16 protein-coding genes are annotated in these 24,071 nt (G+C 72.6%); 5 read left to right on the forward strand and 11 right to left on the reverse strand.

Annotation, left to right across the window (positions count from 1 at the left end):
• Positions 1-3: 3 nt before the first annotated feature.
• Positions 4-2,247: a 3-hydroxyacyl-CoA dehydrogenase NAD-binding domain-containing protein gene (locus AB0P17_RS17825; protein ID WP_365811930.1), complete on the forward strand. Its 2,244-nt coding sequence runs from the start codon at positions 4-6 to the stop codon at positions 2,245-2,247.
• 72 nt (positions 2,248-2,319) lie between these two features.
• Here AB0P17_RS17825 and AB0P17_RS17830 read toward each other — a convergent pair whose 3' ends face one another.
• The 8 genes from AB0P17_RS17830 to AB0P17_RS17865 all read right to left on the reverse strand — a co-directional run bounded on the left by AB0P17_RS17830 (position 2,320) and on the right by AB0P17_RS17865 (position 11,144).
• A complete protein-coding gene (locus tag AB0P17_RS17830) occupies positions 2,320-2,979 on the reverse strand; it encodes a TetR/AcrR family transcriptional regulator (RefSeq protein ID WP_365811932.1) in 660 nt (219 codons plus the stop codon).
• Positions 2,980-3,116: 137 nt separating this feature from the next.
• Positions 3,117-4,007, reverse strand: a complete 891-nt coding sequence (locus AB0P17_RS17835; protein ID WP_365811934.1) for a shikimate dehydrogenase — start codon at positions 4,005-4,007, stop codon at positions 3,117-3,119.
• A gap of 56 nt (positions 4,008-4,063) precedes the next feature.
• On the reverse strand, positions 4,064-4,534 hold the full coding sequence (aroQ, locus tag AB0P17_RS17840) for a type II 3-dehydroquinate dehydratase (protein ID WP_365811936.1): 471 nt from the start codon (positions 4,532-4,534) through the stop codon (positions 4,064-4,066).
• 80 nt (positions 4,535-4,614) lie between these two features.
• Complete coding sequence (locus AB0P17_RS17845; protein ID WP_365811938.1) at positions 4,615-5,988, reverse strand: MFS transporter; 1,374 nt, start codon at positions 5,986-5,988, stop codon at positions 4,615-4,617.
• A gap of 292 nt (positions 5,989-6,280) precedes the next feature.
• Positions 6,281-7,678 carry a GH1 family beta-glucosidase gene (locus AB0P17_RS17850; protein ID WP_365811940.1) on the reverse strand — a complete coding sequence of 466 codons (1,398 nt, stop codon included), beginning with the start codon at positions 7,676-7,678 and terminating at the stop codon, positions 6,281-6,283.
• Positions 7,679-7,850: 172 nt separating this feature from the next.
• Positions 7,851-8,762, reverse strand: a complete 912-nt coding sequence (locus AB0P17_RS17855; protein WP_365811942.1) for a carbohydrate ABC transporter permease — start codon at positions 8,760-8,762, stop codon at positions 7,851-7,853.
• Complete coding sequence (locus tag AB0P17_RS17860) at positions 8,759-9,727, reverse strand: sugar ABC transporter permease (protein WP_365811944.1); 969 nt, start codon at positions 9,725-9,727, stop codon at positions 8,759-8,761. The genes AB0P17_RS17855 and AB0P17_RS17860 overlap by 4 nt, the downstream gene beginning before the upstream one ends.
• Positions 9,728-9,839: 112 nt before the next feature.
• A complete protein-coding gene (locus AB0P17_RS17865) occupies positions 9,840-11,144 on the reverse strand; it encodes an extracellular solute-binding protein (protein WP_365811946.1) in 1,305 nt (434 codons plus the stop codon).
• 375 nt (positions 11,145-11,519) lie between these two features.
• Between AB0P17_RS17865 and AB0P17_RS17870 the strand changes: the two genes are divergently transcribed.
• Positions 11,520-13,778: a glycosyl hydrolase gene (locus AB0P17_RS17870; RefSeq protein WP_365811948.1), complete on the forward strand. Its 2,259-nt coding sequence runs from the start codon at positions 11,520-11,522 to the stop codon at positions 13,776-13,778.
• A gap of 64 nt (positions 13,779-13,842) precedes the next feature.
• Here AB0P17_RS17870 and AB0P17_RS17875 read toward each other — a convergent pair whose 3' ends face one another.
• On the reverse strand, positions 13,843-14,883 hold the full coding sequence (locus tag AB0P17_RS17875; protein ID WP_365811950.1) for a LacI family DNA-binding transcriptional regulator: 1,041 nt from the start codon (positions 14,881-14,883) through the stop codon (positions 13,843-13,845).
• A gap of 262 nt (positions 14,884-15,145) precedes the next feature.
• On the opposite strand from AB0P17_RS17875, the gene AB0P17_RS17880 reads away from it, so the two are divergent.
• Complete coding sequence (locus tag AB0P17_RS17880) at positions 15,146-17,173, forward strand: Xaa-Pro dipeptidyl-peptidase (protein WP_365811952.1); 2,028 nt, start codon at positions 15,146-15,148, stop codon at positions 17,171-17,173.
• Positions 17,174-17,187: 14 nt separating this feature from the next.
• Positions 17,188-18,522: a M14 family metallocarboxypeptidase gene (locus AB0P17_RS17885; protein ID WP_365811954.1), complete on the forward strand. Its 1,335-nt coding sequence runs from the start codon at positions 17,188-17,190 to the stop codon at positions 18,520-18,522.
• A 110-nt stretch (positions 18,523-18,632) separates the two neighbouring features.
• On the opposite strand, the gene AB0P17_RS17890 is transcribed toward AB0P17_RS17885, so the two are convergent.
• A complete protein-coding gene (locus tag AB0P17_RS17890) occupies positions 18,633-19,595 on the reverse strand; it encodes an FAD-dependent oxidoreductase (RefSeq protein ID WP_365811956.1) in 963 nt (320 codons plus the stop codon).
• Between the two features lie 218 nt (positions 19,596-19,813).
• Between AB0P17_RS17890 and AB0P17_RS17895 the strand changes: the two genes are divergently transcribed.
• Positions 19,814-21,451, forward strand: a complete 1,638-nt coding sequence (locus tag AB0P17_RS17895) for an ABC-F family ATP-binding cassette domain-containing protein (protein WP_365811958.1) — start codon at positions 19,814-19,816, stop codon at positions 21,449-21,451.
• A gap of 110 nt (positions 21,452-21,561) precedes the next feature.
• Here the strand turns inward: AB0P17_RS17895 and AB0P17_RS17900 are convergent, their stop codons facing one another.
• Positions 21,562-23,961, reverse strand: coding sequence for a Tex family protein (locus AB0P17_RS17900; protein ID WP_365811960.1), 2,400 nt, complete (start codon positions 23,959-23,961; stop codon positions 21,562-21,564).
• Between the last annotated feature and the right edge of the window lie 110 nt (positions 23,962-24,071).

Raw genomic sequence — 24,071 nt, forward strand, 5'->3', positions numbered from 1 at the left:
AGCATGAGCGAGCCCACCCCCGCCGCGCCGAGCACCCCCGCCGCGCCGAGCGCCACCGCGACCGCCACCGCGACCGGCGGCGCGTCCGCCATTCGCTGGGAGCGGGACGCCACCGGCGTCGTCACCCTCACCCTGGACGACCCCGGCCAGTCGGCCAACACCATGAACCAGGCCTTCCGGGACTCCGTCACCGCCGTCGCCGACCGTGCCGAGGCCGAGCGGGACACCATCCGCGGCATCATCGTCACCTCCGCCAAGAAGACCTTCTTCGCGGGCGGCGACCTCAGGGACATGATCACGCTCGGGCCCGCCGACGCCCAGCGGGTCTTCGAGGAGTCCCTGGCCGTCAAGCATGCCCTGCGCCGGATCGAGACCCTCGGCAAACCGGTGGTCGCCGCCCTCAACGGCGCGGCCCTGGGCGGCGGTTACGAGATCGCGCTGGCCTGCCACCACCGTATCGCCCTCGACGCCCCCGGATCCCGGATCGGGCTGCCCGAGGTCACCCTCGGACTGCTGCCCGCGGCCGGCGGGGTCGTCCGTACCGTACGGCTCATGGGCATCGCCGACGCCCTCCTGAAGGTCCTGCTCCAGGGCACCCGGTATTCCCCGCGGCGCGCGCTGGACGCCGGACTGGTCCATGAAGTCGCCGCCACCGCCGAGGAGATGCTGGCCCGCGCGCACGCCTTCATCGACGCGCACCCCGCATCGCACCAGCCCTGGGACGCCAAGGGGTACCGGATCCCCGGCGGCACGCCCGCCTCCCCGCGCCTGGCCGCCCACCTCCCCGCGTTCCCGGCGAACCTGAAGAAGGAGCTGGCCGGCGCCCCCTACCCGGCGCCGCGCAACATCCTCGCGGCGGCCGTCGAGGGCGCGCAGGTCGACTTCGCGACCGCGGGCACCATCGAGGCGCGCTACTTCACCGAGCTGGTCACCGGACAGACCGCCAAGAACATGATGCAGGCGTTCTTCTTCGACCTCCAGGCCGTCAACTCCGGTGCGAGCAGGCCCCGGGGCATCGCGCCCCGCGAGGTCCGCAAGGTCGCCGTGGTCGGCGCCGGGATGATGGGCGCGGGCATCGCCTACTCCTGCGCGCGCGCCGGTCTGGACGTCGTCCTCAAGGACGTCTCCGGGGAAGCCGCCGCCCGGGGCAAGGCGTACGCGGAGAAGCGGCTCGCCAAGGCGCTCGCCCGGGGCCGTACGACCGAGGCGGACCGGGACGCGCTGCTCGCCCGGATCACCCCCACCGCGGACCCGGCGGACCTGGCCGGCTGCGACGCGGTGATCGAGGCCGTGTTCGAGGACACGGCGCTCAAGCACCAGGTGTTCCAGGAGCTCCAGGAGACCGTCGCCCCCGACGCGCTGCTCTGCTCCAACACCTCCACCCTGCCCATCGGCGTGCTCGCCGAAGGCGTGTCGCGCCCGGCCGACTTCATCGGACTGCACTTCTTCTCGCCGGCCGACCGGATGCCGCTGGTCGAGATCGTCAGGGGCGGACAGACCGGGGACGAGGCACTGGCCCGCGCCTTCGACCTGGTGCGCCGGATCAACAAGACCCCGATCGTCGTCAACGACTCGCGCGGCTTCTTCACCTCCCGTGTCATCGGCCACTTCCTCAACGAGGGCGTCGCGATGATCGGCGAGGGGCTGGAGCCCGCCTCCGTCGAACAGGCCGCCGCGCAGGCCGGCTACCCGGCCAAGGTCCTCGCCCTGATGGACGAGCTGACCCTCACCCTGCCCCGCAGGATCCGCGCGGAGGCGCGGCGCGCCGTCGAGGAGGCCGGCGGCGACTGGACCGGGCACCCCGCCGACGAGGTCGTCGACCGGATGGTGGACGAGTTCGGCCGCCCCGGACGCGCGGGCGGCGCGGGCTTCTACGAGTACGGCGAGGACGGCGCGCGCCTCGGACTCTGGCCGGGGCTGCGGACACACTTCGGCACGGGCGACACCGATGTGCCGCTGCGCGACATGCGGGAGCGGATGCTCTTCGCCGAGGCGCTGGAGTCCGTCCGCTGCCTGGAGGAGAACGTCCTGACCTCGGTCGCCGACGCCAACATCGGCTCCGTGCTGGGCATCGGCTTCCCGGGGTGGACCGGGGGCGTGCTCCAGTACGTCAACGGGTACGAGGGCGGGCTGCCCGGCTTCGTCGCGCGCGCCCGCGAGCTGGCGGAGCTGTACGGGGAGCGGTTCACGCCGCCGGCGGCGCTGGTCGCGAAGGCGGAGCGGGGCGAGACGTTCCGGGACGCGTAGGGCCCACCGGGCGTCGGGCGTGAGGTGTCATGTGAGGTGTCACGTGAGGTGTCAGGCGTCAGGCGTCGGCTGTCAGGCGTCTGCCGTCAGGTAGGCGATGACCATGTCGCCCAGCATGGTGCGGTAGTGCTCGCGGCGGTCCGGGGCGGTGAGGTCACGGCCGAAGAGGGTGCCGAAGGTGTGCCGGTTGGAGACCCGGAAGAAGCAGAACGAGCTGATCATCGCGTGCAGGTCGAGGGCGTCGACCTCGGCGGTGAAGACGCCCTTCGCCCTGCCCTCCTCCAGGATCCGGCGGATGACGTCGATGGCCGGGGAGTTGAGCGAGCCGAGCGTGGCCGAGGCCTTGATGTGCTCGGCCTCGTGGATGTTCTCGATGCTGACCAGCCGGATGAAGTCCGGGTGCGCCTCGTGGTGGTCGAAGGTGACCTCGGCGAGCCGCCTGATCGCGGACTCCGGGTCGAGGTGCTCGACGTCGATGCGCTGCTCGATCGCGCGGATCACCCCGTACGCCCGCTCCAGGACGGTGGTGAAGAGCTGCTCCTTGCTGCCGAAGTAGTAGTAGATCATCCGCTTGGTGGTGTGGATGTGCGCGGCGATCTCGTCCACCCGGGCACCCGCGAAGCCGACCCGGGCGAACTCCCGCGTCGCCGCGTCGAGGATCTCCTCGCGGGTCCGTGCCGCGTCCCGGGTCCGTGTGGCGGGCGGGGGCGGCGGGGGGACAGCGGCTGCCATACGGCTCCTCGTGGCGTCGGCGTCGGGCATGGGCCGGGCGCGGTGCGTCGGGCGTCCCAGTCTATCGAGACACCCGTGCCCCGCCCGGCCGCCACCGCACCCGTCCGCCCGCCCCGGACGGTGCCCGCGCGGTGGGCTCACGCGGTGGGCTGTGCCGCGGGAGCGCCGACGAGGTCGGCGAGATCGGCGAGCATCCGCTCCGCGTGCGGCTCCCGTCCCGTGAAGAGCCGGAAGGCGTCCGCCGCCTGGAAGACGGCCATGGCGCCGCCGTCCAGCGTCGGGCAGCCGATCTCCCGTGCCAGCCGCAGCAGTTCGGTGTCGAGCGGCCGGTAGACGACCTCGGCCACCCACAGTCCGGGCCGGAGCAGCCCGGCGGGCAGCGGCAGCCCCGGATGCCCGGCCATGCCGGTGGGGGTTGCGTGGACGAGCCCGTCGGCGCCGGCGAGCCGCGCCCCGAGCCGCTCCAGCGCGACGACGCTCGCCCGCCCGGCGCCGAAGCGGCTGTTCAGCGCGGAGCGGAGCGCGGTGGCCCGCACCGGGTCGGTGTCCGCGAGGGAGAGCCGGTCCGCGCCGAGCGTGAGCAGCGCGTGCGCGACGGCGGCGCCCGCCCCGCCCGCGCCGAGCTGCACGACATGCCGGGTGGCCACCCCCGGCAGGCCCCGGGCGAAGGACCGGGCGAACCCGGTGGCGTCGGTGTTGTGGCCGATCGCCCGGCCGTCGCGGAGGACCACGGTGTTGACCGCGCCGAGCGCCGCCGCGGCCGGCTCCACCTCGTCCAGGTGCTCGATCACCAACTGCTTGCACGGATGGGTGATGTTGAGCCCGTCGAAGCCCAGCGCCCTTGCCGCCCGCAGCAGTTGGCCGACCGCCTCGGGACCGACCCCCAATTCGTCGATGTCGATGGTGCGGTAGAGCAGGCGCAGCCCGTGCCGGTCCGCCTCCCGTTCGTGCAGCGCGGGGCTGAGCGAGGGGCCGATGCCCGCGCCGATCAGCCCGGTGAGGTAGGAGGACCGCGGCTCCGGCGGCATGGGCGGTGTGGGCGGTGTCGGCAGTCTGGGCGGTGTTGGCAGCGTCGGCGGTGTTTTCATCGGGGTACCCCCACGAGCCGGGCCAGCTGCGCGAGGCCCAGCGCGTAACCGTGCGCCCCGGCCCCGCAGATGACGGTGTCGGCGACGGCCGAGACGTACGAGTGGTGCCGGAACGCCTCGCGCCGGTGGATGTTGGACAGATGCACCTCCACGACCGGGAGGTCCACGGCGGCGAGCGCGTCGCGCAGCGCCACCGAGGTGTGGCTGTAGCCGGCCGGGTTGATCACGATGCCGCGGTGCGCGGTGCGTGCCTCCTGCACGGCGTCGATGAGGACACCCTCGTGGTTGCTCTGCCGGAAGTCGACCCGCAGGCCGAGCGGAGCCGCGGTGGTGTGGCAGAGCGCCTCGATGTCGGCGAGCGTGTCGGTGCCGTACACCGCCGGCTCCCGCAGGCCGAGCAGATTGAGATTGGGGCCGTTGAGGACCAGTACGGAGTTCTCCGGGGTCCGGTCGGACGAGTTCGGCATCGTGATCATTTCGGTCGGGCCGGACGAGTCCGGGCGGGGCGGTGCGGACCAGGGTCAAAGGGCGGGGCGGGGGGCGGTGCTCAGGCCGAGACCGACTCCGTGGCCCGCGAGCGCCCGCCGGACGCGTCCCGCCGGGCGCCGAGTTCCGTCGTGGGCACCTTGAACGTCTCCCGGCCGGTCACCACCGCGAGCGAGCTGAGTACGCAGAAGGCGGCCGTGAAGACCGCCACGCCGACCCAGTCGTCCCCGTCGGGTCCCGCGATCTGTGCCGCGAAGCTGACGGCGAACCCGGCGACGGCGAAGCCGATCTGCGTACCGATCGCCATGCCGGAGAGCCGGACCCGGGTGGAGAACATCTCCCCGTACAGGGAGGGCCAGATGCCGTTCGCCGCGCTGTAGACCACACCGAAGAAGCCGATGCCGGCGAGGAGCACCAGCGGGTAGGAGCCGGTGGAGATCGCCCACAGATAGACGAAGATCATCACCCCGGAGCCGAGCGAACCGATCAGGAAGACCGGCTTGCGGCCGATCCGGTCCGAGAGCCTCGCCCACAGCGGGATGGCGAGCAGGGCCACGGCGTTGGCGGCGACACCGACCCACAGCATCGCCGTCTTGTCCATGCCGACCGCGTCGCTGGTGGCGTACGACAGCGCCCAGACGGTGAAGATGGTGGAGACGGTCGCGATGGTGGCCGCCGCGACGACGCGCAGCACATCGGCCCAGTGCTCGCGCAGCAGATGGACGAGCGGCAGCCCGGCCGGGGCCCGGCGCGCGGACTCCTGCTGGAAGACGGGGGTCTCCTCCAGGTTGCGCCGGATCAGATAGCCGCCCACCGCGACGAGCGCGCTGAGCAGGAACGGGATCCGCCACCCCCAGGTGTAGAGCTGGTGGTCGGGGAGCGCGGCGACCGGGATGAAGACCAGGGTGGCGAGGATCTGTCCGGCCTGCGTCCCGTTGAGGGTGAAGCTGGAGTAGTAGCCGCGCCGGTGCTCCGGCGCGTGTTCCAGCGTCATCGAGCTGGCGCCGGCCTGCTCGCCCGCGGCGGAGATCCCCTGGAGCATGCGCATCAGGACCAGCAGGACCGGCGCGGCGGCCCCGATCTGGTCGTACGTGGGCAGACACCCGATCAGGAAGGTGGAGATGCCCATCAGGACGAGGGTCAGCACCATGACCCGGCGCCGGCCCAGCCGGTCGCCTATGTGCCCGAGGAAGAACGCGCCGACCGGCCGGGTCGCGTACGCCACCCCGAAGGTGCCGAGGGAGATCAGGGTCGCGGTCGCGGGACGGTCCGGGTTGAAGAAGACCCTGGGGAAGATCAGGGCCGCGGCGCTGCCGTAGATGAAGAAGTCGTAGTACTCCAGCGCGCTGCCGACCCAGGCGGCCACGGCCGCCTTCCGGGGCTTGCCCTGCGGCGTGGGGGACGGTTTCGAGGCGTCGAGCGAGTGAGCGGACACGCGTGCTCCTCTGGGGAGGGGATGGCAGCGGCAGAGGGGGACGGGGATGACGGGGATGTTGGGGATGAAGGGGGATGACGGCAGGCCGGCTCGCCGGGTCCGTGGGGCGCTAATTAACGCACTAGATAGTTAATTACGTTGTCGAGGATCCTGGGACCGGCGTACGAAACTGTCAAGACACCGCGTGGAAACCTCCGTCGCCCTGGACCGGCCCCGGAACGCGCTCACCCCCCGGACGGGGAGATCCGGGGGGTGAGCGCCATGGGGGGCGGGGAAGGGGCGGCCGGAAGTCTCAGCCGAGGCCGCCGCGCCCGATGACCTGTGCGTACCAGCGCGCGCTGTCCTTGACCGTACGGCGCTGCGTCGCGAAGTCGACATGGACGACGCCGAACCGCTTGCTGTAGCCGTACGCCCACTCGAAGTTGTCCAGCAGCGACCAGAGGAAGTAGCCGCGGACCTGCGCGCCGTCCGTGATCGCCCGGTGGACGGCGCCGAGGTGGGAGTGGAGGTAGGCCACGCGCTCGGGGTCGTGGACCGCGCCGGAGGGGTCCGCGTAGTCGTCGTACGCCGCCCCGTTCTCGGTGACCATCAGCGGTGTGCCGGGCAGCTCGTCGCGGAGCCGGGTGAGCAGTTCGTACAGCCCGTCCGCGTCGACCGGCCAGTCCATGGCCGTACGCGGCCCGGGAGCCGGTACGAAGCGCACCCGGCCCTCGGCGCCCGGCCACGGCGAGGGCGTCTCCGAGGAGCCCGCGGCGACGACGGTGGGGGAGTAGTAGTTGATCCCCAGCGAGTCGATGGGTGCCGCGGCGGTCTCCAGGTCGCCGTCCCGGACGAACGACCAGTCCGTCAGAGCGGCCGTGTCGGCGACCAGGTCCTCCGGCAGCCGCCCGTGGAAGACCGGATCGAGGAAGATCCGGTTCCCCACGGCGTCGATCCTGCGCACCGCGTCGAGGTCGGCCGGGGTGTCGGTGAGCGGCCGCAGGGCATGCAGGTTGAGCGTCAGCGAGACCTCGGTTCCGCGTGGTGTCGTGTCGCGCAGCGCCCGGGTGGCCAGGCCGTGGGCCAGATTGAAGTGGTGGGCGGCGCGCAGCGCGGCGGCCGGGTCCGTACGGCCGGGGGCGTGCACCCCGGAGGCGTAGCCGAGGAAGGCCGCGCACCACGGCTCGTTGAGGGTGGTCCAGGTGGCCACCCGGTCGCCGAGGGCCTCGCCGACGAGGCGCGCGTACTCCGCGAACCGCCCCGCCGTGTCCCGCTGCGGCCAGCCGCCCGCGTCCTCCAGCTCCTGCGGCAGGTCCCAGTGGTAGAGCGTGGCGACGGGCCTGATGTCCGCCGCCAGCAGCGCGTCGGTCAGCCGCCGGTAGAAGTCGAGGCCGCGCTGTACGGCCGGGCCGCGCCCCGTGGGCTGGACGCGCGACCAGGACACCGAGAAGCGGTAGTCGGTGACGCCCAGCTCCTTGAGGAGTGCGACGTCCTCCTCCATCCGGTGATAGTGGTCGGCGGCGATGTCACCGGTATCGCCGTTGCGTACCCGGCCGGGCGTGCGGCTGAAGGTGTCCCAGATGGACGGGGTACGGCCGTCCTCGGCGGCGGCGCCCTCGATCTGGTACGCGGCGGTGGCCGTACCCCACCGGAAGCCGGCGGGGAAGCGGGCCGTCACGGCGGTCTGGGGGTGAGCGTCGACAGCGGTCATGAAGAGGGGCTCCCGTGAGTGAGCGACGGAACAGTGAGGGTGGGGGTGGTGCGGTGGTGGGGGACGGTGCGCGGGGCCTGAACCCGGACCCTGGGCCTGCGCCCGTGGCGCCTGAACCCGGACCCTGGGCCCGCGCCCCGGGCACCCGGGTCCGGGCCCCGGGCACCCGGACTCAGCCCTTGACGGCGCCCTGCATGATGCCGCCGACGATCTGCCGGCCCAGCAGGCCGAAGACCAGCAGCACCGGCAGGGTGCCGAGCAGGGTGCCCGCCATGATCACGGACTGGTCGTGCACATAGCCGCCGCCGAGCTGGCGCAGGGCCACCTGGACGGTCGGGTTCTGCGAGGAGAGCGCGATGATCGGCCAGAAGAAGTCGTTCCACGCGGCCATGAAGGTCAGCATCCCGAGTACCGCCATCCCCGGCCGGGCGATGGGCACCACGATCGACCAGAAGATGCGCGCGGTGGAGGCGCCGTCGACCCGGGCGGCCTCGATCAGTTCGTCGGGCAGCGACTGCACCAGGTACTGCCGCATGAAGAACACACCGAACGCGGAGACGAGCCCGGGCAGGATGACGGCCTGGAGCTGGTTGACCCACTGGAGCTCGGCGATCAGCATGAACAGCGGGATCACCCCGAGCTGCGGCGGGATCATCATGGTGCCGACGGTGACGGCGAGCAGCGCACCGCGCCCGCGGAAGCGCAGCTTGGCGAAGGCGAAGCCGGCCAGTGTGCAGCACAGCACCGTCCCCACCGTGATCGATCCCGAGACGATCAGCGAGTTGAGGAGCGCCAGGCCGATGTCGGCCTCCTCCAGCACCGCCTGGAAGTTGTCGATGAGGTGCGGCCCCGGCAGCAGGGTCGGCGGCACCTTCGCCAGATCGGCGTTGGAGCGGCTGGCCGCGACGATCGTCCAGTAGAACGGGAACGCGGAGAAGAGCAGCGCGACGGTCAGGATCGCGTACGAGAGCTTGCCGCCGTGCATCGTGCGTCCGGCGCGGCGCCGGCGCCGGGCGGGCGCCGGCCGCCGCTCCTCCCCGGCGGGCGGGGACGGCGGGGTCGGCGGCGCGGTGAGTGTGGTCATCGGCCGGCCTCCTTACGCGAACGGCGGCGCGCGATCAGGCTGTTGACCCCGACGAGGACCAGGATGACCAGGAACATCACCCAGGCGATCGCGGCGGCCCGCCCCAGGTGGAAGAAGCCCCAGCCCTGCTCGTACAGGTAGAGACCGAGCGTCTGGTACTGGTGGGAGATGCCGCCGGAGATGGACCCCTCGAAGAGCAGGGGCTCACCGAAGAGCTGGGTGGCGCCGATGGTCGAGACGACGACGGTGAAGACGATCGTCGGGCGCAGCCCGGGCAGCGTGACGTGGAGGAACTGCCGCCAGCGCGACGCGCCGTCGACCTCGGCGGCCTCGTACAGCTCGTTCGGGATGGACTGCATGCCCGCCAGGTAGATCAGCGCGTTGTATCCGGTCCAGCGCCAGATCACGATGGTCGACACGGCGATCTGCGAGGCGACGGTACCGGTCCCCCAGTCCACCGGCGAGATGCCTACCAGCCCCAGCACGTAGTTGACGAGACCGAAGTCGCGGCCGAAGAGCTGGGCGAAGACCAGGGTCGCGGCGGCGACCGAGGTCGCGTAGGGCAGCAGCATCGCCGTACGGATGAAAGTGCGGCCGCGCAGCTTGTAGTTGAGGAGATGGGCCAGCCCCAGCGCCATCACCAGTTGCGGCACGGTGGAGAGCACACCGATGGTGAAGGTGTTGCGCAGCGCGGTCCAGAAGTACGGGTCGGCGAAGATCGCCGCGTAGTTGCCGAGGCCGCGCCACTCCATGTCGCCCGGCGTCTGCAACTCCACCCGGTAGAGCGAGACATACGCCGTGTAGAGCAGCGGGAAGAGCCCGAAGGCGGCGAACAGCGTGAAGAACGGGGCGAGATAGGCGTACGGCGAGAACGCGCGCCAGGAGCGGCGGACGGCGGTCACCCGGGACGCCGGGGGCCCCGGCGCGGGCGGCGGCGCCGCCTTCGCGGTGGCGGTGAGGGTCATGGATCGGCCTTCGCAAGCGGGGGGAGGGAGAAGAGTGCCGGAGCCAGGGGGAAGCGGTCCCGGCCGGTCCCGGCCCCGGTCGGTGGGGGGCCGGGACCGGCCGGGGGCCGGGTCAGCCGATGACGTTGTCGACGCCCTTCTTCACCGTCGACCACGCCTTCGCGGACGGGGTGCCCTTGCGTTCCACCCCGCTCAGCGCGTTGGTGATCTGCTGGGCGACATTGGCGTCGTGGACGCCGAGGACCTGTACGGGCGCGGCCTTGGCGGCGTCGCCGAAGATCTGGCCGATCGGGGCGTCCGAGAAGTACGGGTCCTTCGCGTCGGCGACCTGTGCGATGGCGCCGGTGGACGACGGGAAGAGGCCCTGATCACGGAAGAGCTTGGCCTGCTGCTCGGGTGCGGTGAGCCACTTGATCAGCTCGTACGCCTCCTTCTTGTGCTCGGCCGCCCGCGGTACGGAGAGGTACGAGCCGCCCCAGTTGCCGGCCCCGCCGGGCAGCTTGGCGATGTCCCACTTGCCCGAACCGGCGTCCCCCGCCTGGCCCTTGATGTAGCTGAGCATCCACGCCGGGCACGGAATGGTGGCGAACGAGCCCGCCGCGAACGCCTGGTTCCACTGCGGCGACCACTGGTCGAGCTTGGCGCTCAGCCCGGCGCCCGCGGCCTCGACCGAGGTGTCCCACGCGGTCTTCACCGCCGGGTTCTGCTCGTAGACCAGCTTGCCGGAGGCGTCGTAGTACCGCTCCTTCTCCTGGCCGATCATGATCGAGTAGAGGCTGCCCACACTGTCCAGCCAGGCGCTCTTCGCGGGCGCCTTGGCCATGTACTCCCTGCCCAGGTCGAGGTATCCCTCCCAGGTGGACCACTTCTGCGCCAGCTCGGCACGGTCGGTCGGCAGCCCCGCCTTCTTGAACAGATCCGTGCGGTAGCACATCGCCTCGGGCCCGACATCGGTGCCGAGCCCCAGGATCCGGCCGTCCTGGGTCGTCGCCGCCGACCACTTGGCCTCGGCGAACTGGTCCTTGAGCGTGTCCGCGCCGTACTGCTTCAAGTCTTCGAACTTGTCGGACTGCTGCTGGGTGACCGAGGCGATCCGCCCGACCTCCACGCCCTGCACGTCGGCGAGACCGCCCCCGCCGGCCAGCCGGGTCTGGAGCGACTTCCAGTAGTCGGGCTCCTCCTGGGTGTCGCTCTGCTTGATCGTGATGTCCGGGTGGAGCTTCTGGTACTCCGCGTAGAGCCCGGCCTCCTGGTAGCCGAACGATCCGAAGAGGTCGACGGTCAGCGTGACCTTGCCTCCCGCGCTGTCGGAGGTTCCCCCCGAGGAACCGGACCCGCAGGCGACGAGCAGTGCCCCGGAGAGCACGACCGCACCGAGACGGACCGCGGCCCTGCTGGCGGCTCGGGCGATGGGCATGAGAAGCCTCCCTTGGCTTCGGAGTACACACGAGAGCCGATTGAGAGCGCTCTCAGAATCTGGGGTGGAGCGTGCCCCGGAGCGCCCATCCCCGTCAAGACTCGAACGCAAAACAGATGCCGTTGAGCGGTAACTCGCCTCCGTGTCCAACGTATTGACACTTCTGTTTCAGGAGTTTTACGTTGCCTGGGATCTGAGAGCGCTCTCTCGGTCGCCCCGGCGGCCACCGCCGGTACTCCCGGCAGCCCGGTCGCCCCGGCGGCCACCCCCTACCGCGTGGCTCCCCACGCGACCCCCGCAGACAGCCCCCACAGACAGTCCCCACACAGGCAGACCCCCACAGACCCCCACAACTCCCCCCGCGAGGTGCCCTACATGTCCGTCTCCTCCCGTGCCAGACCAGCCGCCGCGCTGGTCCTGGTCAGCACGCTGGCCGCGCTCGGCCTCGGCCCCGCCGCCTCCCCGGCCGTGGCCGCCGACATCCCCGCCGGAGCGGGCAGTTACTCGGACACCCGGCCACCCGGCACGTCCGGCCCGACCACCAACACCGGCACCCCCGTCACCCCGAAGGTGACCGAGGCCGCCCGGAACGAGCCGGTGCCCACCAACGACTGGTGGTCCTCCCTGGCCTTCCAGCGGTACGGCGACAACCCGTACTCCACGCCGATGTACGGCCACCCCCTCACCTACCAGGCGACCTCGGGCGGACTGGAGGTCGGCTACCCGACCACCCCGGCGATCGTCGGCGAGGGCCGCCAGTACGAGTACGCCCACAAGGCCGATCTCACCCTGGGCCTGACCGGGCTCAACTCGCCCGACACCAAGGCCGACTCCTGGTCCGACTGGACGGTCACGCCCTACTGGTCCGACGGCGCCCGCACCCTGCGGACCACCATCGGCCACGGGCTGCCCTTCGTCTACGCCAAGGGCTCGGGCGGCGACGCGCGGATCACCACCGCCGGCGCGCCCACCGTCTTCGCCGACGACGGCAACGTCCTCGGCATCACCGTCGCGGGCCACCACTACGCCCTGTTCGCGCCCACCGGCAGCGACTGGTCGGTGTCCGGCTCCACGGTCACCGCGGGGCTCGGCGCCAAGGACTACTTCTCCCTCGCCCTCCTGCCCTCCACCGACGCGCTCGCGACGTACCGGAAGTACGCGTACAGCTTCGTCACCGGCTCCGAGGTGAGCTGGAGCACCGACGCCGGTACGGTCAGGGCGACCTACCGGCTCACCACCCAGCCGCAGGAGGGCACCGAGACCGGCACCCTCCAGGCCCTCTACCGGCACCAGTGGCTGCACACCACCGACGCGCTCACCCCGTACACCTACGTCTCACCGCGCGGCACGATGAAGGTCCGCGAGGCCACCTCCTTCACCACGAGCCAGCAGGCCTCCGGGGTGCTGCCGGCGCTGCCCGCGGCCGGCGGTGTGGACCGGGCGCGGCTCAAGGGGTATCTGGACGAGGCGGCGAACGCCGCCGATCCGTTCTCCGGCGCGACCGACACGTACTGGACCGGCAAGGCGCTGGGCCGCCTCGCCCAACTGGTCCCCGTGGCCGACCAGATCGGCGAGGGCGCGACGCGGGACAAGCTGCTCGGCCTGCTCAAGGGCAGGCTGGAGGAGTGGTTCACGGCGGGCGGCGCGAGCGAGTTCAGCTACGACCGGCAGTGGAAGACACTCATCGGCTACCCGGCGTCCTACGGCAGCGACACCGAACTGAACGACCACCACTTCCACTACAGCTACTACGTCTACGCCGCGGCGATCGTCGCCCAGTACGACCAGGCGTGGGCCGCCGACTCCAACTGGGGCTCGATGGTGAAGACACTCGTGCGCGACGCGGCCAACCCCAGCCGTACCGACGCCGACTTCCCCTTCCTGCGTGGCTTCGACGTGTACGCGGGCCACAGCTGGGCCTCCGGACACCAGGGCTTCGCCGCGGGCAACAACCAGGAGTCGTCCTCGGAGTCCACCAACCTCAGCGCCGCCCTGGTGCTGTGGGGCTCCGCCACCGGCGACACCCGGCTGCGCGACCTGGGCAGCTATCTGCTGGCCACCGAGTCCGAGGCGATCGCCCAGTACTGGTTCGACGCCGACCAGGAGGTCTTCCCGTCCTCGTACGGCCATGACACCGTCGGCATGGTCTGGGGCAGCGGCGCCGCGTACTCCACCTGGTGGACCGCCAACCCGGAGGAGATCCACGGCATCAACGTCCTCCCCGTCACCGGGGGTTCGCTCCACCTGGCCCGCGAGAAGGACGCCATCAGGCGCAATCTCGCCGAGATGGAACGGGAGAACGGCGGCCCCGCCGTCGAATGGCGGGACATCCTCTGGGAGTTCGAGGCGCTCGCCGACCCCGCGGCCGCCAAGGCCAAGTGGGACGCGGGCGGCGCGGGCTACACACCGGAGGCCGGCGAGTCCAGGGCCCACACCTACCACTGGATCGCCACACTGGACGCGCTGGGCGCCCCCGACGCGACGGTGACCGGCTCCCTGCCCACCTCGGCCGTCTTCAGCAGGAACGGGGTACGGGTCTACGCGGCGCACAACTTCGGCGCCACCGCCACCACCGTCACCTTCTCGGACGGTACGACACTCGACGTACCGGCCCGGTCCACCGCGACGAAGTAGCGGACGCTTCCGGTCCACCGGCGGACGCGCCGCCGGTGGAGCCACCGGTGCGGCGGGGTACGGCTCAGGCCGAGTCCCGCCGCACCAGTGTGGTCGGTGTGATCACCGAGGTGGGCGTGGCGGAGCCCTCCCGGTCCCGGTCGAGCCCGCGCAGCAGCAGCCGCGCCATCAGCCGCCCCTGCCCCTCGATGTCCTGCTGCACGGTCGTCAGCGCCGGGTCCGTGGTCCCCACCACCGCGTCCATGTCGTCGAAACCCACCACCGCCACATCGCCGGGCACCGCACGGCCCCGCTCCTTCAGCACCCTGAGCGCGCCCGCCGCCATCAGGTCGTTCGCGGCGAACACCGCGTCCAGACCGGGGCGGCGGTCCAGCAGCTCCGCCATCGCCCGCGCCCCGCTCTCCTCGGTGAACGCGCCCTCCGCGAGCAGCGCCGGATCCTCGTCCATCAGCACGTCCCGGTAGCCGTCGAGCCGGTCCATGGCCGAGGTCTGGTCGAGCGGCCCCGCGATGTGCGCGATCCGCCGCCGCCCCAGCTCCCGCAGATAGCGCACGGCCTCCCGGGCACCGCCGCGGTTGTCGGCGTCCACGTACGGCACGGCCTGCTGGTCTCCGGCCGACGTCCAGCCCGGCCGGCCCCCGTACACCGTCGGGATCCCGGCCCGCCGGGTGATCGCCGGTATCGGGTCGTCGGTGTGCAGGGAGAAGGCGAGCGCGCCGTCGACATGGCCGCCCGCCAGATAGCGGGCGATCCGGTCGTAGTCGCCGGGCCCCTCCAGCAGAAGGAGCACCAACTGGGTGTCGTGCGCGGTCAGCTCCTTGCTGATGCCGCGGATCTGCTGGGAGAAGAACGGATCGGAGAAGATCCGGATCTCAGGCTCCGCGATGATCACCGCGACCGCGCCGGTGCGCCGGGTGACCAGGGAACGGGCCGCGTGGTTCGGGACGTACCCCAGTTCGTCGACGGCCCGCCGCACCTTGTCGACCAGCGGCCTGCGTACCCCCGCGCCGCCGTTGACGACCCGGGAGGCCGTGGCCCGGGAGACACCGGCGCGCGCCGCGACGGCTTCCAGAGTGGGGCGTGCCCCAGGGGGCGGCTCGGACACGACGTGCGCTCCTCGTCGGTGGATACGGCGGACCGCGCGGCAGCGGCGCCCGCGCGGGGGCGCGGCGCGGCGGCCGGACGGACCACCAGACTAGCCGCTGACCATGGCCGCTGAGAGCGCTCCCATGCGCCCGTGGCCCCTGACGTTCCCCCGACCTTCCCGGGCATTCCCCCCGGTCGTGCCTCCGGTGTCCTCCTGATGTCTCCCCGATCCCAGGACTGCCCTCTTTTGAACGGGAGTTGACCGGGGTAGCTTCCGCCCCATGGAGATCCGGTCGCGGGGTGCCCGCAGTTCGTACGGACGAAGGTCGCGCCGCGTGCTCGCCGCGGCGGCCTCCGTCGCGCTGTTCGGGGTCCTGCTCACCCCGTCCCTGGCCCAGGGCGCGGAGCCGGGCGCCCCGCCCGGGGTGGGCGCCGAGCGGGTCCGGGAGAGCCGACCCGTCTACTCGTACGAGGACGCGGTCCGGGAGTCCGTCTGGGTCGACACCGGCCTCGACGCCGACGAGGACGGCGAGGCCGACCGCGTCGCCGTCGACATCGTCCGCCCCCGCGAGCCGGCCCTCCAGGGCCGCAAGATCCCCGTGATCATGGACGCGAGCCCCTACTACTCCTGCTGCGGACGGGGCAACGAGAGCCAGCGCAAGACCTACGACGCGAACGGCGACCCGGCCGGCTTTCCCCTGCACTACGACAACTACTTCGTCCCGCGGGGGTACGCCTTCGTCGCCGTCGACCTGACCGGCACCAACCGCTCCGACGGCTGCGTGGACACCGGCGGGCGCTCCGACGTCCAGTCCGCCAAAGCCGTCGTCGACTGGCTGAACGGCCGCGCCCGCGCCTACGGCAGCCGCACCGGCACCGACCCCGTCCGGGCGGAGTGGACCACCGGCGCCACCGGCATGATCGGCAAGAGCTACGACGGCACCATCGCCAACGCCGTGGCCGCCACCGGCGTCGAGGGACTCAGGACGATCGTCCCGATCGCCGCCATCTCCTCCTGGTACGACTACTACTTCGCGCAGGGCGCGCCCCTCAACCGTTCGAGCCCGGCCTGGCTCTCGGACTACGTGGAGAGCCCCGAGGCCCGCGCCCGCTGCCAGGCGGTCCAGCAGCGGCTGGTCGACGGCGCCCCGCGCAGCGGCGACTGGACCCCGCTGTGGACCGAGCGCGACTACGTGCGGAACGCCGCCAAGGTGAAGGCCAGCGTCTTCGCCGTCCACGGCATGCAGGACCTCAACGTCCGTACGAAGCACCTCGGCCAGTGGTGGGACGCGCTCGCCGACGCCGGAGTGGAGCGCAAGATCTGGCTCTCCCAGACCGGCCACGTCGACCCGTTCGACTTCCGCCGCGCCACCTGGGTCACCACCCTGCACCGCTGGTTCGACCACTACCTCCTCGGTTACGAGAACGGCATCGACCGCGAGCCCATGGCGGACATCGAACGCGCCCCCGACCGGTGGACCACCGACCGGGTCTGGCCCCCGCGCACCACCGCCGCCACGACCCTGCGCCCGGCGAGCGGCGCACAGCCCGGCGTCGGCACGCTCGGCCGTACCCCCGCCGCGCCCGGCTCCACCGAGACCTTCACCGACGACCGGAGCCTCGGCGAGTACGACTGGGCCGCCGACATCGACCGGTCCACCCCCGGCAAGACCGGCTTCGTCACCCGGGCCCTCAGCCAGGACCTGCGACTGTCCGGTTCCTCCCGGGTGACCGTCACGGCCACCCCGTCCACCTCGACCGCCCATCTCTCCGCGGTCCTGGTCGATCTCGGCCCCGACACCATCCGGGACTACGGCGCCTCCGGCGAGGGCATCACCACCCTCACCGAACGCACCTGCTGGGGCCCGAGCACCACGGCCGACAGCTCCTGCTACCGGGAGACCGCGGCCCGCACCGCGGACGTGGAGTACAACATCGTCAGCCGCGGCTGGGCCGATCTGGGCACCTACGCGTCGCCGGACCGGGGCCGCCCGCTCACCCCGGGCACGCCGTACACGATCACCCTCGAACTCGCCGCGACCGACCATGTCGTCCCCGCCGGGCACCGGCTCGCGCTGATCGTCGCCGGTACGGACCAGGGGCTCATCGAACCGCCGTCCACCACCCCCACGCTCACCGTCGACCTGACCCGCACGGCCGCGCACGTCCCGTTCGTCGGCGGCGCCCAGGCGTTCGCCCGCGCCACCACCGGCGCCGCGCCCCCGCATTCCGCGCCCCGCACGCCCCTCACCGCCGGCGTGACCGAGCCCCGCCCGACCCCTCCGATCCCGGGAGACCGCATCCGATGAGGACGACGACGGAAATGAAGCCCGCCCTGAAGGCCGCAGTACGCGCCCTGGTCCTGGCCGCGTCCTCGGTGGCCCTCGTCCTGCCGACCGCCATGGTCCCCGCGCACGCCGCGCCCCCGGCTGCCGGACCGGCCCCGGGCATGGCATCGTCGGTCGCGTCCGACGCGCCCCGTACGGGCTTCGAGACCAACAACGGCGCCGACTGGACCACTCAGCCGCAGGAGCAGGAGTTCCTCTCCGCCGTCGCCCGGGGCGGCGACCGCGTCTCCCTCCGCACCATCGGCACCACCCGGCAGGGCCGCCCGCTCCAGCTCGTCGAACTCGGCGCCCGGCGCGCCCCCGTCACCGTCCTGCTGGTGTGCAGCCAGCACGGCAACGAACCGTCGGGACGCGAGGCGTGTCTCTCCACCGTCCGTGACCTCGCCTACGCCGAGGACCGGGCGACGCGGCGCTTCCTGGACCGTACGAGCGTCCTGGTCGTGCCCACCGCCAACCCGGACGGCCGCGCCGCCGACACTCGCGGCAACTCCGACGGCGTCGACATCAACCGCGACCACATCGAACTCACCACCGCCGAGGCCCGCGCCATGGCCGCCGTCATCCGCGACCGGGGCCCGGACATCATCTACGACCTCCACGAGTACGGCGCCACCCCGCCCTACTACGACAAGGACCTCTTCGACCTCTGGCCGCGCAACCTCAACACCGCCCCCGGCGTGCACGACGCGTCGCGGAGCCTGTCCGAGCGGTACGTACGCCCCGCGGCCACGGCCGCGGGTCACACCATCGGCACGTACGGCATCTGGACCGACCCGGTGACCGGCGACCCCATCCGGCAGACCGCGGGCGACGGCCAGGAACGCATCCTGCGCAACGCGGCGGGCGTCAAGCACTCCGTCGGCCTGCTCATCGAGAGCCGCGTCAACGCGCTGACCGACGCCGAGAAGGCCGACCCGTCCCTCAACCAGCGGCGCCGGGTGACCAGCCAGCTCGACTCCCTGGGCGGCCTGTTCACCTTCACCGACGAGCGCCGGACCCGGATCGCGGCGGCCACCGCCGCCGCCCGGCTGGCCGGGCTGAAGGACCGGGGCCCGATCTATCTCGGAGGCGCCGACAACGACCCCGCGGCCCCCGACCGGATCATCCAGGACCCGCCCTGCGGGTACCGGCTCGACGCCGCGCAGTACGCGGAGGTCAAGGACGAACTCGCCCTGCACGGCGTGGTGTCCGTCCCCGTGGGGAAGGGCGCGTTCGTGCCGCTGCGCCAGTCCCAGCGGGCGCTGGCGGCGCTGCTCCTCGACGAGCGCGCCGACTACCACCTGACCGCGGCCACCCCCGCCGCCTGCTGACCCCGGGAGCCGGGAGGCCGGACCCGCGGGGCGCGTCGGGTCCGGCCTCCCGGGTCCGGGCCGCCCCGGACCCCGGCCGCCCCGGACCCCGGCCGCCCGGGGCGCGCCGCTCAGCCGACGGCGAGCCGCGCGGCCTCCTCGGCGCACCCCCAGGCCACGGTGACGCCCGCGCCGCCGTGCCCGTAGTTGTGCACCAGCCGCCCACCGCCGGGCAGCGGTACGGCCTCCAGCCGCACCCGGGGGCGGGCCGGCCGCAGCCCCACCCGGTGTTCCAGCACCCGCGCGCCCGCCAGCGCGGGCACCACCCGCGCGCAGAGCGCCACGATCGCGTCGGCCTCCTCCTGGTCGGGGCCCAGATCCCAGGAGCCCTCGGTCGCCGTCCCGCCGAGCAGCACCCCGTACGGCTGCGGCATCACGTACGTCATCTCGTGCGCGCCGGGGAGCGCCCCCACGAACCACTCCTCGACGCCCGGGTTCTCCACGACCACCACCTGTCCGCGCACCGGATGGACCGACACGTCCGGCACCAGCTCCCGGGCGCCCAGCCCCGTGCAGTCCACCACGGCGGGCGCCATGGCGGCCGGCTCGCCGAAACCCGTGACCGAGCGCCGCTCGACCGTGCCGCCCGCGGCCCGCAGCCGCGCCTTCAGATACCGCAGATAGACCGGCATGTCGATCAGCGGAACCTCGGCCCGCAACCCCTGGCCGACCCCCTCGGGCAGTTCACCGGGGCGCGCCTCACGCAGCCCCCGCACCCGGGAGGCCCAGCTCCCCAGCCCCTCGATCCGGGTGTGCGCCATCAGACCGGGGACGATCCGCACCCCGGTCCGCTCCGCGTCCGCCGCGAGCCTTTCGTACCGCTCCAGCGACAGCTCCAGCCAGGGACCGACCTGCCGGGCCGGCTCGATGCGGTACGGCCAGATGAGCGCCCCCGCCACCGCCGACGTGGTCCTGGCCACCGGATCGCGCGTCCACAGCCCCACCCGCCGTCCGCTCTCCGCCAGCACCACCGCCGTCGTCAGCCCGATGACCCCACCACCGACCACGATCACATCGCACGTTCCGCCGCTCATGCACCGACCCTATAAGTCCGGAGGAGCGCCCTCCGCCGCTCAATATCCGCTGGACGCCCCCGCGTTGCGGAGGAGACCCTGCTGTACCGCGCTCACCCGCGGGGCGGCCCTCCCCCCGGCAACGGCCGCGGACGGACGCGGACGGCCGCGGACGGCCCCGGACGCGCCGCTCCGGCGCGCCTGCCGCGACCGGCACTCCGCTACGATCGGACGCTCTGATGACTGCCACACTTGTAGCCAAGGACCTCGCCGCGGGACACGGCGACCGCTCGCTCTTCTCCGGGCTCGACCTCGTCGTCGCGCCCGGCGACGTGATCGGGCTCGTGGGCGCCAACGGCGCGGGGAAGTCCACCCTGCTCCGGCTGCTCGCCGGACTCGACACACCCGAGGACGGGGCGCTGCGTCTCTCGCCGCCCACCGCCGCCGTCGGCCACCTCCCGCAGGAGCCGGAGCGCCGCGCGGGGGAGACCGTACGGGACTTCCTGGGCCGCAGGACCGGCGTCACCGCCGCGCAGACCGCCCTGGACGAGGCCACCCAGGCGCTCGTCGACGGCGCGCCGGGCGCCGACGACGCCTACGCCGCCGGTCTGGAGCGCTGGCTCGGCCTCGGCGGCGCCGACCTCGACGAGCGCGCCGAGGAGACCGCGGCCTCGCTCGGCCTGACCGTCGGACTCGACCAGCCCATGACCAGCCTCTCCGGCGGCCAGGCGGCCCGCGCGAGCCTCGCCTCCCTGCTGCTCTCCCGGTACGACGTCTTCCTGCTGGACGAACCGACCAACGACCTGGACCTCGACGGTCTCGAACGCCTGGAGAAGTTCGTCTCCGGACTGCGCGCCGGCACGGTCGTCGTCAGTCACGACCGCGAATTCCTCGTCCGTACGGTCACCAAGGTCCTCGAACTCGACCTGGCCCAGCAGAAGATCACCCTTTTCGGCGGCGGCTACGAGGCGTATCTGGAGGAGCGCGAGCGGGCCCGCCGCCACGCCCGCGAGGAGTACGAGGAGTACGCGGACAAGAAGACGGCCCTGGAGACCCGGGCCCACACCCAGCGCTCCTGGATGGAGAAGGGCGTCAAGAACGCCCGGCGCAAGGCGACCGACAACGACAAGATCGGCCGCAACCTCCGTACGGAATCCACCGAGAAGCAGGCCGCCAAGGCGCGCCAGACACAGCGGATGATCGAACGCCTCGACGTGGTCGAGGAGCCGCGCAAGGAGTGGGAACTGCGGATGGAGATCGCCTCCGCGGACCGTTCCGGCGCGGTCGTCGCGACCCTGAACGGCGCCGAAGTCACCCGTGGCGGCTTCCACTTCGGCCCCGTCACGCTCCAGATCGACCGCGCGGACCGCGTCGCCATCACCGGCGCCAACGGCAGCGGCAAGTCCACCCTGCTCGCCGCGCTCCTCGGCCGGCTCCCGCTGGACACGGGGCACGCCACCCTCGGCTCCGGTGTGCTCGTCGGCGAGGTCGACCAGGCCCGCGCCCTCTTCCACGGCCCGGGCACCCTGCTGGACGCCTTCCGCCCGGCCGTCCCCGACACCGAGCCCGCCGAGATCCGTACGCTCCTCGCCAAGTTCGGCCTCAAGTCGGACCATCTGCTCCGCCCCGCGACCACCCTCTCCCCGGGCGAACGCACCCGCGCGGCCCTCGCGCTCCTCCAGGGCCGGGGCGTGAACCTCCTCGTCCTGGACGAGCCGACGAACCATCTGGACCTGCCCGCGATCGAACAGCTGGAGTCGGCTCTCGACTCCTACGACGGGACGCTCCTGCTGGTGACGCACGACCGCAGAATGCTGAACGCGGTCCGCACGACCCGCCGTCTCGATGTGGCGGCGGGCCGCGTCACGGAAATCTGAGGGGACGGGGCGCCGGGACGGGGAGCGGTCCACGGGCCTCCGGGGCGGGGTGCCGAGCCCGGGGCCCGGCACCCCGCCGGGCCTCCGGGCCCGCCGGGGTGCCTCATGCGTCAGCCCCGCCGGCCGTTCCCGCCGCCGCCCTTCGGGTCCGTCAGCCCGGCCCGCCGCAGGGCGTCGGCCATCGCGCTGTTCGCCGGGGGCGGTGACGAGGCCTGGCGCCCGCCGCCGCTCCGCCCGCCGCCGCCCCGGCCACCGCGCTCACCCCGGCCGGCCCCCCGCTGCTGCGGCGGCCGGCCACCACCCCCCGACCGGTCCCGCTCCGGCTTCGCGGCGCCCGCCTCGTCGTCCAGGCGCAGCGTCAGGGAGATCCGCTTCCGCGGGATGTCGACGTCCATCACCTTCACCCTGACCACGTCGCCCGGCTTCACCACCTCACGCGGATCCTTGACGAAGTTCCGCGACATCGCGGACACATGGACCAGCCCGTCCTGATGCACCCCGATGTCCACGAACGCGCCGAACGCCGCGACATTCGTCACCACGCCCTCCAGCACCATGTCCGGCACCAGGTCGCCCAGCTTCTCGACGCCCTCCTTGAACGTGGCCGTGCGGAACGCCGGCCGCGGGTCCCGCCCCGGCTTCTCCAGCTCGCGCAGGATGTCCGTCACGGTCGGCAGCCCGAAGGAGTCGTTCACGAAGTCCGCGGGGCGCAGCGACCGCAGCGCCGTCGCGTTCCCGATCAGGGAGGCGACCTCGCCGCCCGTCGACTTCACCATGGACCGCACCACGGGGTACGCCTCGGGGTGGACGCTCGACGCGTCCAGCGGGTCGTCGCCGCCGAGGATACGGAGGAAGCCCGCGCACTGCTCGTACGCCTTCGGGCCGAGCCGGGCCACGTCCTTGAGCGCGCGCCGGGACCGGAAGGGACCGTTCGCGTCGCGGTGCGCGACGATGTTCTCGGCGAGCCCGGCGCCGATGCCCGACACCCGGGAGAGTAGCGGCGCCGACGCGGTGTTGACGTCCACCCCCACCCCGTTCACACAGTCCTCCACGACCGCGTCGAGCGAGCGGGAGAGCTTCACCTCGGACAGGTCGTGCTGGTACTGGCCGACGCCGATCGACTTGGGGTCGATCTTCACCAGCTCCGCCAGCGGATCCTGGAGTCGGCGCGCGATCGAGACCGCGCCGCGGATCGACACGTCGAGGTCCGGCAGCTCCTGCGAGGCGAACGCGGACGCGGAGTACACCGAGGCGCCCGCCTCCGAGACCATCACCTTCGTGAGCTTCAGCTCCGGGTGCGCGGCACACAGCTCGCCGGCCAGCTTGTCGGTCTCCCGGGACGCCGTGCCGTTGCCGATGGCGATCAGGTCGACCGAGTGCCGCTCGGCCAGCCGCGCCAGCTTCGCCAGGGACTCGTCCCACTTGTTCGCGGGAACGTGCGGGTAGATCGTGTCGGTGGCGACGACCTTGCCCGTCGCGTCGACCACGGCGACCTTCACGCCCGTACGGAACCCGGGGTCGAGCCCCAGCGTGGCGCGCGTCCCGGCCGGCGCGGCCAGCAGCAGGTCACGGAGGTTCGCCGCGAAGACCCGCACCGACTCGTCCTCGGCCGCCGTCCGCAGCCGCAGCCGCAGATCGATGCCGAGATGCACCAGCACCCGGGTACGCCAGGCCCACCGGACCGTGTCCCCGAGCCACTTGTCGCCGGGGCGGCCCCGGTCCGCGATCCCGAAGCGCCGCGCGATCATGTTCTCGTACAGGCTGGGGCCCGGCAGCTCCGACGGCTCCTCGGGCTCCAGGACCAGATCGAGGACGTCCTCCTTCTCGCCGCGGAGCATCGCGAGCACGCGGTGCGAGGGCAGCTGCGTGAAGGGCTCGGCGAAGTCGAAGTAGTCCGCGAACTTGGCGCCGGCCTCCTCCTTGCCGTCCCGTACCCGCGCCGCGAGCCGGCCGCGCGTCCACATCCGCTCGCGCAGCTCGCCGATGAGATCGGCGTCCTCGGAGAACCGCTCCGTGAGGATGGCGCGCGCGCCCTCCAGCGCGGCGGCCGGGTCCGCGACGCCCTTGTCCGCGTCGACGAACGCGGCGGCGGCGGCGAGCGGCTCCACCGAGGGGTCGCCCAGCAGGCCGTCCGCCAGCGGTTCGAGACCGGCCTCGCGGGCGATCTGCGCCTTCGTCCGCCGCTTGGGCTTGAAGGGCAGATAGATGTCCTCCAGCCGCGCCTTGGTGTCCGCGGCCCTGATCCGCGCCTCCAGGGCGTCGTCCAGCTTGCCCTGCTCCCGGACGGACTCCAGGATCGCGGTCCGCCGCTCCTCCAGCTCCCGCAGGTAGCGCAGCCGCTCCTCCAGGGTGCGGAGCTGCGCGTCGTCGAGCGATTCGGTGGCCTCCTTGCGGTACCGCGCGATGAACGGCACCGTCGATCCGCCGTCGAGCAGCTCGACGGCTGCCTTCACCTGCCGCTCGCGTACGCCGATTTCCTCGGCGATCCTGCCTTCGATGGACGTCGTCACGATCACGCTCCGCTGTTCTGGGGTCCGGCGCCTGCATTGTGGCAGGTGGCACCGACATCGGCGGGCAGGACCGGGTGGTGAGTACGACCGCGGGCGCGGTATCGGACCGT

The organism is Streptomyces sp. NPDC088124 (assembly GCF_040685895.1).
GTDB lineage: Bacteria > Actinomycetota > Actinomycetes > Streptomycetales > Streptomycetaceae > Streptomyces.